This is a genomic window from Streptomyces sp. NPDC048473 (assembly GCF_043200155.1).
In the GTDB taxonomy this organism is placed as follows: domain Bacteria; phylum Actinomycetota; class Actinomycetes; order Streptomycetales; family Streptomycetaceae; genus Streptomyces.
Window position 1 is genome coordinate 84,867 of sequence record NZ_JBICXE010000013.1, and the last position, 12,388, is coordinate 97,254.

The following is a 12,388-nucleotide window of genomic DNA, read 5'->3' on the forward strand; positions in this document are numbered from 1 at the left end:
ATTTCCGTAACAGGTACCAGGTAGCAGAGAAGATCGGGAAGGAGGAACGCAATGTCACCCGTTGTCCGTACGAGCCGTGCTCGCGCCCAGCTGACCATCATGGAACCGCCGGCGACCGTCGGCGCCAAACCGGGCGGGAGCCTCGCCCGGCTCACGTTGCAGTTCAACCCCGCGAAGCTGTCGCTGAGCAAGAGCACCGAGTGGCGTCGTACGCCGTCCCGGATGGCCGGGCAGTCCGCGCTGCCCGAATTCGTGGGCAGCGGGCCCCGGGCGTTGTCCCTGGAGGTCTTCCTGGACTCCACGGCCACCCATGACAACTCGGTGGAGAAGGCGGTGGAGCAGCTGATGCTGGCATGTGTGCCCACCCCGAGCAGCCTGGCCCGCAAGACGCCCGCCAGCCCCTGGGTTCGCTTCGACTGGGGCACGTCGAAGACGACCTCGTTCGACGGCGTGCTGTCCAACCTCTCCGTCTCGTACACACTGTTCGACGTGGACGGGAAGCCGCTGCGCGCCACCTGCTCCCTGTCGATCGAGGAGGCGAGCGTAGATCCGCCCGGTCAGAACCCCACCTCGGGCTCGCGGGAGGCACGTCGTACCCACCGGGTCGTCGCCGGTGACAGCCTGCCACTGCTCGCCTGGCGGGAGTACGGCGATGCCACCGCGTGGCGCACGATCGCGGACGCCAACGACATTGACGACCCGATGCAGTTGATCCCCGGCAGGGAGCTGGTCGTACCCGGACTGGAAGATCACGCTCCGGAGGGCGCCCGATGACCGCCCCCGGCCGCTCCTTCGCCGCGGATCCGATCGTCGAGGCCCCTGGTGAGCTGCCACCGGCCTGGGCGGCCCAGCTGGTGAGCTGCGTGGTCGACGAGAACGTCGGCCTGCCGGACACCGCCGTGCTGATGTACCGGGATCCCGATCACAAGCTGCTCACCGCCACCGGTCTCACCATCGGCACCCCGCTGAAGATATCCGTGGTCACCGTGCAGGAGCGGGTGCGCGAGCGGCTGTTCACCGGTGAGGTCACGGCGGTCGAGCTGGACAGCGACACCACCGGTTCGTTCACGGTCGTCCGGGCCTTCTCCAAGGCTCACCGGCTCCAGCGCGGACGGAAGGTGGTGGCCTACCGCAACATGAAGACCGCGGACATCGTCCGCAAGGTCGCCGCGGGCGCCGGGCTGGCCTGCGGAAGGATCGAGGCCGCGCCCATCACGTACAAGCAGCTGACCCAGCCCAATGTCTCGGACTGGGAGTTCCTCCAGTACCTCGCGAGCGAGAGCGGCGCGCAGGTGCGGGTGGACGACAAGGGCCTGTTGCAGTTCGTGAAGCCGAAGCCCGCCGCGTCGGCACCCTCGCCCTCCACCTCCGCCACCCGGCACCCGATGGTCCTGGAGTACGGGCGCAACCTGCTGGCCCTGCGGGCCGTGCTGACCGGTGCGGACGGGGCGGACAGTGTGGAGGTGCGCGGCTGGAACGTCGACACCAAGACACGGCTGGTGGCCCGCGAGCAGTCCATCCGCAGCAACACGGTGTCCCCCGGGATGAGCCCGTCGCTGGCGGCCGGGGCGTTCGGCCCGAACGCCCGGATGACGGTCACCGACACCCCGTACCGGACCCAGGCCGAGGCCAGGGCCGTGGCCGGTTCAGTGGCCGCTTCGGTGAGCTCCGGGTTCGGCGAGATCGAGGCGGTCGCCGAGGGCAATCCCCAGCTGCGGGCGGGCGAGCCGGTGGCCCTCGGCAACGTCGGGCCCGCATTCGCCGGGCGCTACACGGCGACCGCCGCGCACCACGTCCTCGAACCGAACGGCGGCTACCGCACGACCGTGGTGGTGAGCGCGGCGCCCGACCGCTCGTTGGCGGGACTGACCAGTGGCTCGAACGCACCCTCGCGCGGCCCGCGCATGCCGGGTCTCGCCATCGGCGTGGTCACCGACATCCGTGAGGGCAAGGCCGAACGGGGCTGGGTCCGGCTGAAGTTCCCCTGGCTCGACGACACCTATGTGACCGACTGGGTCCGTACGGTGCAATGGGGCGGCCAGGGCGGCGGCGGGGTGTTCAGTCCCGAGGTCAACGACGAGGTGCTGGTCGGGTTCGAGCAGGGGCTGCTGGACAGCCCCTATGTGCTGGGCGGCCTCTACAACGGGGTCGACAAGCCGTCGCCCCACGACGTTCCGCTGGTCGACCCGACCAGCGGCAAGGTCAACCGCCGTTCGCTGGTCTCCCGTTCCGGGAACCGGCTCGAACTGCTGGATGCTCCGCGCGGACCGTCCGGTGTCCGGCTGGCCACGGGCAACAAGCGGCTCGAAGTCACGCTGGACGAGCGGCGGGGCGAGATCGCGCTGACGGTATTCGCCCCCGGCGGCACCCGGGCACTGAGCTCCGTGACCCTCTCCGCATCCGGTATCACGCTCGACGCCGGTACGGGTGACGTGAACGTGAAGGGACGCTCGGTGACCGTCAACGGCAAGACGGGGGTCACGATCGACGGCGGGCTGCTCGCCGTGCTCAAGGCCAAGCTCATCCGCATCAACTGACGCCCCCATGCCGTCCACAGCGGCAGAAGTCCCTTTCACAGCAAGGAGAACAGCGACCATGCCCCCCGCAGCCCGCACGGGCGACAGCACCGCCCACGGCGGCCTCATCGGCACCCCGCCCCCGGGTGCGGTGGCCGTCGCCACCGTGCTGATCGGCGGTCGGCCGGCGGCCGTCGCCGGGAGCCTGCACGTGTGCGTCGTCCCCCCGCACGCCGCGCTCGGGCCGGGGAATGTGATCATGCCCAACCCGGCCGCCGCGGTCACCGGTCAGGTCCTGATCGGCGGGCTGCCCGCCGCCCGGATGCGGGACACCACCACCTGCGGCGCGCCCATCATCAGCGGTGCGCTGAACGTCTTGATCGGGGGCCCGATGTGAGCGGCAGCGGGTTCATCGGGCGCGGCTGGGGCTTCCCGCTGCGGGTCGGCGCCACGGGCGGCATCGGCATGGTCGAACGGGACCGGGAGATCGAGGAGGCGATCGGGCTGGTGCTCGGCACGGCGCCGGGCGAGCGGCCGATGCGCCCGGAGTTCGGCTGCGGCATTCACGACTACGTCTTCGCACCCGGTGACGGCGCCACCGCCGGGCGCATCGCGCACGAGGTCCGTACGTCGCTGGAGCGCTGGGAGCCGCGCATCGAGGTGACCGACGTGGTGATCGCGTTCGACGCCATCGAGGAGGGCACCTTGTACATCGACGTGCACTACACCGTGCGGGCCACCAACGACCTGCGCAACCTCGTCTTCCCCTTCTACACCATCCCCTCCTCCGAGGGCTCCGAAGAAGCGGGAGTGCGCTGATGGCCCTGCCCTCACCCAACCTGGACGACCGGCGCTTCCAGCAGCTCGTCGACGAGGCCAAGCGGTACGTCCAGCAGCGCTCTCCCGAGTGGACCGACCACAACGTGTCGGACCCCGGGGTCACGCTCATCGAGACGTTCGCGTACATGGTCGACCAGTTGCTGTACCGGCTGAACCGGGTACCGGACAAGAACTACTCGGCCTTCCTCGACCTGCTGGGCGTCACGTTGTTCCCGCCGTCGGTGGCGCGGGCGGAGGTCGACTTCTGGCTGTCCGCGCCGCAGCCGGAGACCGTGCGGCTCCCGGCGGGTACGGAGGTCGCCACCTCACGCGGCGAGGCCGAGGAGGCAGTGGTGTTCTCGACCTCCGACGACCTGTCGATCGTGCCGAGTTCGCTGGTCCGGCTGGTCACCGCGCCGGTGTCGGGCGATCAGACCGACCGCACCGCACCGCTCGGCGCGGGCAAGGACATCCCGTGCTTCCAGCCCCGGCCGGAGCCCGGTGACGCCCTGCTGTTCGGGCTGCCCACCGCCGTCCCCGGGTGCATCGTCGCCGTACGCCTGGACAGCCGCGTGGAGGGCGTGGGCGTCGACCCGCGGCAGCCGCCGCTGGTGTGGGAGGCGTGGGACGGTGCCCGCTGGGTCACGTGCCAGACCGGCACCGACAGCACCGGCGGGTTGAACAGGCCCGGCGAGGTGATCGTGTTCGTCCCCGCCGGGCACACGGCGTCGGTGACCGCGGGGACCCGGGCGGGGTGGCTGCGCTGCCGGGTCACCGCGCCGGAACCGGGCCAGCCGTTCTACTCCGAGTCGCCGACGGTCCGGGAGGCCGAGGTGTTCACCGTCGGCGGCACGACGGGCGTCGAACACGCGGAGACCGTACTCGACGTTCCGCTCGGCATCTCCGAAGGCGTCGCCGGGCAGAGGTTCTCCGTGAGCAGGGCGCCGCTTTTGTTGGACGGGGAGCCGCCGGTCGTCCAGGTGTCCTCCGCGGAGGGCTGGCAGGTCTGGACCGCCGTGGAGCACTTCGGCGCCTCCTCCCCGGACGACCGGCATGTGCGGATCGACGCCGTCTCCGGCGAGTTCGCGTTCCCGCCGGAGGTTCGCGAGCCGGACGGGACGATGCGCGCCTACGGTGCGGTGCCCGAGAAGGGCGCACAGCTGCGGGTCCCCCGCTACCGGACGGGCGGAGGGGCGGCCGGGAACGTCGCCCGGGGCGCCATCTGCGTGCTGCGCAGCTCGGTGCCGTACGTGGCCGGCGTGGACAACCGCGAGGCGGCCCGGGGCGGGGTCGACGGCGAGACCGTGGAGAACGCGAAGGTCCGGGCGCCCAACATCCTTCGGGTGCAGGAGCGGGCGGTCACGGCCGAGGACTACGAGGTCATCGCCCGCGAGGCTGCACCTTCCCTGCGCAGGGTCCGGTGCCTGCCTGCCGTTGCGGGCGAGGGCGGTGCGGTACGGGTCCTGGTGGTGCCCGACGCAGTCGCCGACGAGGGTGGCCAGCTGCGGTTCGAGCAGCTGATCCCGTCGGACTCCGTGCTCTCGGCGGTCGCGGCGCGACTCGACGAACGGCGGCTGGTCGGCACCCGGCTGGTGGTGGAACCGCCCGCGTACCAGGGCGTCACCGTGGTCGCCAGGCTGGTGGCGGCCGGTGGTGACGTGGACCGGGTCCGCGCGCAGGTGCTCGCGGCGCTGTTCCGCCACATCGACCCGCTGCGGGGCGGAATGGAGGGGACCGGGTGGCCGTTCGGCAGGCCGGTGCAGTACGGCGAGGTCTTCGCCGTACTCCAGGGTGTGCAGGGGGTGGGCCTGGTGGAGGAGGTACGGCTGTTCCCCGCGGACCCGATCACCGGCCGGCGCGGGGCGGCGGTGGAGCGGATCGACGTCGCCCCGGGTGCCCTGGTCTTCTCGCACCAGCACCAGGTCGAGGTGACCGCGAGCCGGGCCGGTGACAGCTCATGACCAGGGCTGCGGTACCCGGGCTCGCCAGCCGCTATCCGATCGGCGGGCTGCTGCCCGCGCTGTACGCGGACGACGACCTCGCTCAGCGGTTCACGGCGGGCCTCGACACCGTCCTGGCGCCCGTCCTGTCCACCCTGGACAACCTCCCCGCCTACTTCGACCCGTCGCTGGCCCCGGCCGACTTCCTGCCCTGGCTGTCGTCCTGGGTGGGCGCCGACCTCGATCCGGCGTGGCCCGAGGGGCTGCGGCGGGCCGTCGTCGCCCGCGCCGTCGAGCTGCACCGGTGGCGCGGCACCCGCCGCGGCCTGATCGAACACCTCCGGCTCTGCTTCGGTGTGCATGCCGACATCCAGGACGGCGGCGGCGTCGCGTGGTCGTCCGAGCCGGGTGCGCAGCTGCCTCCGGCGCCGACCGGAGAACTGCTGGTGCGGGTCTGGGCGGTGCGCGGGGGGCCGGTGGACGCGAGCCGCGTCCTGGACGTCGTCGCGGCCTCGTGCCCCGTACACCTCACGTGCCGGGTGGAGATCCTGCCGGGCCCGCCAGACGAGACAGGAGGCTGACGCGATGCGCTCGTGTCCGGCATGCGGTACGGCCAACGGCGAGGACGACGAATTCTGCGGGAACTGCGGTTCCTATCTGGGCTGGTCCTCCCAGGCGTCGCGGAACCCTCCCGCCGCCGCGGAACCTGTCGGCCCCGCAGAACCGGCAGAACCGGCAGGCCCGGCAGCCGAGTCCACGACCGGTACTCCAGCCGTTCCCGCGACCGGTACCGCCCCACAGACCGCAGGTCCCGAGGCCGGGGCCCCGCCCTCCCCGCGCCCCGAGCCGCCGGTGGAACCGACGCGGTTGCGCACACCGGAACCTGCCGGGCCGCCGCCCGCGGAGCCCGCACCGGCACCGGAGCCGCCCCCGCGACCGGCGCAGCCCGCCCCCGTACGGCCGGAACCACCGGCACCGGACGTGCCCGTGGTTGCGGTGCGGCCGGCCAAGCCGATAGCCCGGCGGCCCGTCGTAAGGCCCGTGGCGGCGGACGAGAAGCCGGACGGGCCACCGTGCCCGGCGTGCGGCACCCCGAACCTGCCGGGACGCCGGTTCTGCCGCCGCTGCGCCGCACCGCTGCACACCCGGGAGCAGCCGGCGCCGCTGCCGTGGTGGCGCACGGTGTGGCCGCTGCGCCGCCGGGTGCGGAGCGGATCGGGCCGGGCCCTGCGGCGGACCCTGCTGGTGCTGGCGGTCGTCGGGCTGCTGTTCGCGGGCTTCCTGTTCCTGCCGGCCGGGCGCTATCTCTTCGAGGACGTGCGGGACAAACTCGGCGGAACGACGGAGATCAGCCCGGCCGAGGTCACCGCGAGCGCCCAGGCTCCCGGCCATCCGGCGGCCGCGGCCGTCGACGGACTGACCAACAAGTACTGGGGGGCGCCCACGCTCGGCTCGTCACTGACGTGCGTCTTCGACAAGCCGTTCCGGCTGGTCGGCGTTGTGGTGCACACCGGTGTGTCGAAGGAGCCCCAGGAGTTCCGGCAGGGGGCCAGGCCCACCCGGGCCGATCTGATCGTCACCACGGCGGACGGCGAGGTCCGCGAGAAGGCGGTGACACTCACCGACAAGCCGGGCCCGCAGACGGTCCGGACCGGCATCAGCGATGTCGTCTCCGTCCAGCTCGTGCTGCGGGCCGCGTCCGGCCAGGGCGAGGGACGGCCGATCGCGGTCGGGGAAGTCGAGTTCTTCAGGCGCACCTGAGGCCGGGCGCCGCCCGGGAGCAGGCCGGGCGGCGCCGCTCCGGCCTGCTCAGCCCTCCAGGGTGATGGACAGGATCGCGCCGATGAACCCATTGGTCGCGACCTGCGTGCTGTGCCAGGTCTCGCCCGAGCCGGGATCGGTGCCGTACATCTTGAAGAAGAAGAGCGGGTCGCCGCCGGAGCCTGTGCTGTTGCCCACGTTCGCGTCGCGGCGGGCGTAGTTCTCCATGGTCACGTAGTCGCTCCCGCTGGTGGCGACGGCGCTGCCGTAGTGGTACTCGAAGGTGCTCGTCCTGTCGCGCGCCGTCTCCTGTGCGGCGTCGCCGTAGCCGACCGTCACCAGGGCCGCCCCCGGGGCCGGCGGCGGCAGGAACTCGTTGAGGCCCAGCTGCCGCAGTGCCTCCTCCAGGGCTGGCGAGTTGGCCGCCTTGAGGTTCTGGAACCGCCGGCTCATGTTCTGGGAGTAACTCAGGTAGGCGGCGTGATCGCCGTCGACACCGCGCTGAAAGGCAGCGGTCATCCCGTCGAGGTGCCGGCTTCCGCTGTCGTCGACGAGGTCGAGCACCCGGGCGAGAAAGTTCTCCCAGGCCGTGATGCCCTCGGCGGATATGCCCTTGCGGCCGGTGACGAACTCCGCCATCTCGTTGCAGCGTTGAGGTGTGAGCACGGAGAGGCCCGTCGTCTTCTTCGTCGCCCCCGCCTTGCCGGCCAGCCCTGCCGCCTTGGTCGTGACCTCGGGCTTGACCTGGTGCAGCCGCAGTTCGCCGGACTGCCCCTGGACCCGGAGGTAGCGGCTGCCGCGGTGGAGGCGGACTCGTCCGGCGAGGGCGTTGTTGGCCGCTTCGATGTGTTCCGCGGTGGCGAAGAAGACCTTGGACTCGCCCGCCCCCTGCTCGATCGCGAGGTCGTAGTTGTCGGAGAAGCGCAACGCGACGTTGCCTCCGTACACGATGTTGGGTGTGCGGTCGTCGGCGTTGGCGAAGTAGCTGCCGCCCACCTCCTGCTGACTCGGAAAAAACTCGTCGTCGCTGTCCGCGCTCGTGCTGAAGCCGAACGTCCGGCGGTGCTTGGTCGGGTAGTTCGCCGCACCGGGCTGTACGTCGACGTACCGCTGGACCGCGACACCGGCCCCGGCGGCCGGGGCGGCCGTGACCCCGGCAGGGCCCGGAAAGGTGAGGGACCGGCCGCCCGCCCTGATCCGCCGCGCGTTGGCCTCGGCCTCGCGCTCGTACACGTCGCTGGGGTGACTGACCTTGAGCCCCTGGCCGTTGTCGGAACCGGCGACGGAGCCCCTGCGCTGCTGGATGACGTGCGTCACTTCGTGCTCGATGGCGTCCATCCCGCCTTCGCCGAGCACGATGTGTTCGCCTGAGGTGTAGGCACGGGCTCCTGCCCCGGCGGCCGACTGCTGGGCTCGGGCATCGGTGTGCAGGCGTACGGAGGACAGGTCCTCGCCGAAGTCGGCCTCCAGCCGCGCACGTTGCGTGCCGCGCAGCGGATGCCCCGGTCTGCGCAGCTCGTCGAACACCGGCGAGCTGCGCTGCACGCCTACGTCTTCGCTCCCGCCCGGCCCGTGGACGCCCGGCCCCTGTGTGTGCCGGTGCCGCTCCAGGACCCGGGTCGCGGCCGCGTTCCCGACCGTTCGCTGCAGGGTGTCCATCATGGCGGGGGTGAGCGGTCCCGCAGGGGCCCGCAGGTCAGGAGCCGTCAGCGTGGCGACGAAGGGCCGGTCCGCCGCACGGCGTTCCTGTTCCTCTTCCTGTCCCCGTCGCTGTGCTCTCCGCTCGGACACCACACGCATCGGTCAAGACCTCCTGGACGGCCGGCCCCGACGGACGCCTCTCCCACAGCCGGCAGCCACCCATGCGGACTGCCAATGCGTCTCGGAACCAGGGGTGTTGAGACCTCACCCGACTTCCCCACAGCGGGTTCGGACCCTGCCGAGCAGGCTACCCCAGTAGATCGACAAGGGCCGGGGATCCGCCGTCGGCGTCGGCCGCGGGCTCTACGCCGCTGTCGCCCATGGACGGGCCGATACCGCTACCGCCCCCGGCACTGAACGCTGTCCACTCGTCAGCCGGCCTGTGCCTGCCCAGCTTGTCCGCACTCAGCCTCGGGCCTTCATGAGGGGTGGCGTCCGGCAGCTGATCGCGTCAGAAGAAAGTGCCTCTGACCAGCCTCTGACCAGCGAGAATGAGGACTGCTGAGGTCCTTGTTCCCGCACCCGTCGGAGGCACTTTCGAGGTGAAGAAGCGGTATCGGATCCTACCCGCGTGTCCGCGTCGAGGGCGGCGGCCGGGCCGTGGTCTCGCAGGCCGGGGCCGCACGCCCGTGCACACACCCTGTACGGGCACGTCTCGGGCTGGAGTTCATCGAGGCCAACTCGCTCGACTCACTCCGCGTGACGCGTCACGGCCCAGGAGTTCATCCCCTCGCCCCAGAACACCGGCCGGGCCTGCCGCAGGGCGGCAGGCGCCGGGCGGGGGCACCGAGCGACGCCGTGTGCGCTGAAGCGTGCGGTGACCGCTTCGGATGGCCACATGCGAACGCGGGCTCAGCGCATCGGACCGGTGCAGTCGCCGACTTCTACACCTTGCGGGCGACGAATCCCCACTGGTCGACCGGTTCAAGGTCCTCTTCGTCCGCTCGCCAGAGGGTGATCGATCCGAATCCGGGCTCGACCAACTCCATCCCGTCGGCGCTCGCGAGGATCTCCTCCGGCTGGCGCACCAGGTACGGCGGAGTGTCGCCCGCCGCGTAAGCCTTCTGCGCAGCCAGCGTCTGGGGCGTGGCGACCGTGTCGCAGAGGACCAGATAGCTGCCTGCCACTGTGCCGGACATGTACTGGCGCATAAGGTCGATGCCGGCTCGGGGCTGGAGGTGTCCCAGTGTGGACAGCACCATCACGGCCACTGGTCGTTTCATGTCCAGAGTGCGCGCCGCTTCCTGGAGTACCCGCTCGGCTTCCAGCATGTCCGCGTGTATGTAGTCCGTCATCCCGTCCGGTGCACTTGTCAGCAAGGCACGGGCGTGTGCCAATACGAGCGGGTCGTTGTCGACGTACACGATGCGAGCCTTCGGGTCGACGCTCTGCGCGACCTCATGGGTGCTGTTCTGCACGGGAAGCCCGGTCCCGATGTCAAGGAACTGGGATATTCCCGCTTCGGCCAGATACCGCACCGCACGCGCCTGAAATGCCCGTGACGCCCGGGCGAGTTCTTGCGTCTGGGGGTAGCTCGCGATGACTTGATCTCCCAGCTCCTGGTCCACCGGGTAGTGGTCCTTGCCGCCGATCCAGTAGTTCCAGACGCGGGCTGAGTGCGGAACAGCGCTGTGGAATCGGTCTGCGTTGTATGTCTCGTGTTTCATAACGCCCTCTTCTATCACGGTTGTTAACGCCTCACGCCGTAGCGGCGACGTGCCAGGCTGCCATGCAACCGCCCGTTTCGCGAAGGGTTGGCACTTCGGGCGATCCGTTGTACCGGCGCCGGCGGGCGCGCACGTCCTGCATGACCGTTCGGACGCGGACCGAGCGGATCCCTTCCGCCGGACACCAGCTCGTGCACGGGGTCGCCGTCGCCGATCCCCTCATGGCCGGCGCCCTCCGTCGGCAGGGACCTTCTCCGTCAGGAATAAGCGCGCCGCCACCCAGAAGTGGCTGTGAAACACGTTGCCCGCCCCGTCCCGCGCGCCACCGCGGCGCTCACCCGTCGCCGTTGGACCAGACCTGACGGGCGCCCACCCACGTGGCGCGCACCGGAACGGCCGCGAGGGCGTCGGGCGCGGTGGCGAACAGGTCCTGGCCGAGCACGGTGAAGTCAGCCAGGTATCCGGGAGCGATGCGGCCCTTGAGATGGGACTCGCCTGTGGCGCGCCCGGATCCGGCAGTGTAGACGCTTAGGGCCTCACGGACCGTCAGGGCCCGGTCGGCGCCGAGGACATCGCCCTCGCTGGTGCGCCGGGTCACCATCGTCTGGAGGGCGAGCAGCGGCTCAAGGGGACCCGCCGGGTGGTCGGACGAGCCCGCGACGACGACGCCGGCGTCCAGAAAGGAGCGGTGGTCACTGACCCGTGCGGCGCGCGCGTCACCGTAGTAGCGACGCAGCTTGGAGCCGTGCCCGTGGACGAATGCGCCGAACGGCACCGGGGTGACCTCTGCGGCGCGGATCCGCTGGACCAGCTTCTCGTCGACGAGGGAGCAGTGCTCGATGCGGTGGTTGATCCGCTGCTCGGGGTGGGCGGCGCGGGCCGCCTCAATGGCGTCGAGGACCTGGGAGACGGCCAGGTCGCCGTTGGCGTGCACGCCAACGCGCAGGCCCGCCGCGTGCAGGGCGAGAACTGCGTCGGCGAGCTCGGTCTCGTCCAGGAGCTGGATTCCGTTGTCGGACCCGGTCTCGGCCGGGTAGGGGTCGCGGCACAGGCAGGTGCCCCCGGCCAGCGCGCCATCCATGATGATCTTGACGCCGACGATGCGCAGCCACTCGTCGCCGAATCCGGCGTGCAGGCCCGCGTGGCGCAGGGCGTCCTCGTAGCGATGCCACAGGAGGGCGCCCACCCGCATCGTCAGGCGGCCGCGTTCGCGCATGCGCTGATAGGTGCGCAGTGCGGCCGGGGTGGTCACGGCGTCGCAGACGGAGGTGACGCCGGCCGCGTGGTAGGCAGTGAAGACGTCGGCCAGCGGTTCGAGCAGGGCCTCGGGCGCTTCCTGCGGCAGCAGGGCGGGTTCGCCGGAGGCACGGTAGAGCTGGTCGAACCAGGTCCGCTCGTAGAGCCAGCCGTCCAGTCGGCCCGTAGTGTCGCGGCCCAGGTCACCGCCGGTCTGGGGGCCGCTGCCGTCGTGCAGACCAGTCAGCATCAGGGCCGCGGAACCGGCGACCGCCATGTGAAACGAGAAGTGGATCACCAGGATCGGGTGGCGGGTGGTGATCGCGTCGAGCGCGGCGCGATCGAGGCGGCCATCGGGGTCGGTGGCGGGGTTGTAGCCCTGGGCGACGATCCATCGGCCCGGCTCGGTGGCGGCCACTCGCGCCGAGAGCCGCTCCCGGGGGGTTCCGGCGCCCGCGCCCAGATCGAGGCGGAGAGCGGCGTTGGCCACGTCCATGGGATGGCAGTGCGCATCGTGGAAGCCGGGCACCAGGTGGGCGTCGCCCAGATCGACGGTCTCGGCGCCCGGCAGTGCCGTGTACGCCTCGGCTGCCTCGCCGACTGCGGCGATCCGCTCGCCGACTGTGGCGAGGACCCGGGTGTCGGCCTCGCCGTCCAGGGTGGTGATGCGGCGGGCCCGGACGATGCGAACAGGCGTGGGGAGGGCGACGGGGCCGTGCTGCCTTTGGGTCGCGGCGGTCATACGTTC

The 12,388-nt window shown here is 71.4% G+C and carries 10 protein-coding genes; 7 read left to right on the forward strand and 3 right to left on the reverse strand.

Annotated elements, in window-relative coordinates:
- The first annotated feature begins 51 nt into the window (after positions 1-51).
- The 7 genes from ACGFU7_RS21810 (at position 52) to ACGFU7_RS21840 (ending at position 7,036) form a co-directional block, all read left to right on the forward strand.
- Positions 52-774, forward strand: a complete 723-nt coding sequence (locus tag ACGFU7_RS21810) for a LysM peptidoglycan-binding domain-containing protein (RefSeq protein ID WP_393697665.1) — start codon at positions 52-54, stop codon at positions 772-774.
- Complete coding sequence (locus tag ACGFU7_RS21815) at positions 771-2,537, forward strand: VgrG-related protein (protein ID WP_393697666.1); 1,767 nt, start codon at positions 771-773, stop codon at positions 2,535-2,537. Before ACGFU7_RS21810 ends, ACGFU7_RS21815 begins: the two co-directional genes overlap by 4 nt.
- A gap of 58 nt (positions 2,538-2,595) precedes the next feature.
- Positions 2,596-2,913 (forward strand): PAAR domain-containing protein, encoded by a 318-nt coding sequence (locus tag ACGFU7_RS21820; protein WP_393697667.1) that lies wholly within the window; start codon positions 2,596-2,598, stop codon positions 2,911-2,913.
- Positions 2,910-3,335 carry a GPW/gp25 family protein gene (locus ACGFU7_RS21825; RefSeq protein WP_266489165.1) on the forward strand — a complete coding sequence of 142 codons (426 nt, stop codon included), beginning with the start codon at positions 2,910-2,912 and terminating at the stop codon, positions 3,333-3,335. Before ACGFU7_RS21820 ends, ACGFU7_RS21825 begins: the two co-directional genes overlap by 4 nt.
- On the forward strand, positions 3,335-5,296 hold the full coding sequence (locus tag ACGFU7_RS21830; RefSeq protein ID WP_393697668.1) for a putative baseplate assembly protein: 1,962 nt from the start codon (positions 3,335-3,337) through the stop codon (positions 5,294-5,296). The genes ACGFU7_RS21825 and ACGFU7_RS21830 overlap by 1 nt, the downstream gene beginning before the upstream one ends.
- Positions 5,293-5,856 (forward strand): phage tail protein I, encoded by a 564-nt coding sequence (locus ACGFU7_RS21835; protein WP_393697669.1) that lies wholly within the window; start codon positions 5,293-5,295, stop codon positions 5,854-5,856. The genes ACGFU7_RS21830 and ACGFU7_RS21835 overlap by 4 nt, the downstream gene beginning before the upstream one ends.
- Before the next feature lie 460 nt (positions 5,857-6,316).
- Complete coding sequence (locus ACGFU7_RS21840) at positions 6,317-7,036, forward strand: NADase-type glycan-binding domain-containing protein (RefSeq protein ID WP_393697670.1); 720 nt, start codon at positions 6,317-6,319, stop codon at positions 7,034-7,036.
- Between the two features lie 48 nt (positions 7,037-7,084).
- Here ACGFU7_RS21840 and ACGFU7_RS21845 read toward each other — a convergent pair whose 3' ends face one another.
- The 3 genes from ACGFU7_RS21845 to ACGFU7_RS21855 all read right to left on the reverse strand — a co-directional run bounded on the left by ACGFU7_RS21845 (position 7,085) and on the right by ACGFU7_RS21855 (position 12,382).
- A complete protein-coding gene (locus tag ACGFU7_RS21845) occupies positions 7,085-8,836 on the reverse strand; it encodes a DUF4157 domain-containing protein (protein WP_393697671.1) in 1,752 nt (583 codons plus the stop codon).
- 785 nt (positions 8,837-9,621) lie between these two features.
- Positions 9,622-10,404 carry an SAM-dependent methyltransferase gene (locus tag ACGFU7_RS21850; protein ID WP_393697672.1) on the reverse strand — a complete coding sequence of 261 codons (783 nt, stop codon included), beginning with the start codon at positions 10,402-10,404 and terminating at the stop codon, positions 9,622-9,624.
- A gap of 334 nt (positions 10,405-10,738) precedes the next feature.
- A complete protein-coding gene (locus ACGFU7_RS21855) occupies positions 10,739-12,382 on the reverse strand; it encodes an amidohydrolase (protein ID WP_393697673.1) in 1,644 nt (547 codons plus the stop codon).
- Positions 12,383-12,388 lie beyond the last annotated feature (6 nt).

What these genes read in the sequence shown, in the direction of transcription:
- ACGFU7_RS21815 (WP_393697666.1), top strand. Translation starts at nt 771, where the DNA reads ATGACCGCCCCCGGCCGCTCCTTCGCCGCGGATCCGATCGTCGAGGCC.
- ACGFU7_RS21810 (WP_393697665.1), top strand. Translation starts at nt 52, where the DNA reads ATGTCACCCGTTGTCCGTACGAGCCGTGCTCGCGCCCAGCTGACCATC.
- ACGFU7_RS21830 (WP_393697668.1), top strand. Translation starts at nt 3,335, where the DNA reads ATGGCCCTGCCCTCACCCAACCTGGACGACCGGCGCTTCCAGCAGCTC.
- ACGFU7_RS21835 (WP_393697669.1), top strand. Translation starts at nt 5,293, where the DNA reads ATGACCAGGGCTGCGGTACCCGGGCTCGCCAGCCGCTATCCGATCGGC.
- ACGFU7_RS21850 (WP_393697672.1), bottom strand. Translation starts at nt 10,404, where the DNA reads ATGAAACACGAGACATACAACGCAGACCGATTCCACAGCGCTGTTCCG.
- ACGFU7_RS21820 (WP_393697667.1), top strand. Translation starts at nt 2,596, where the DNA reads ATGCCCCCCGCAGCCCGCACGGGCGACAGCACCGCCCACGGCGGCCTC.
- ACGFU7_RS21855 (WP_393697673.1), bottom strand. Translation starts at nt 12,382, where the DNA reads ATGACCGCCGCGACCCAAAGGCAGCACGGCCCCGTCGCCCTCCCCACG.
- ACGFU7_RS21845 (WP_393697671.1), bottom strand. Translation starts at nt 8,836, where the DNA reads ATGCGTGTGGTGTCCGAGCGGAGAGCACAGCGACGGGGACAGGAAGAG.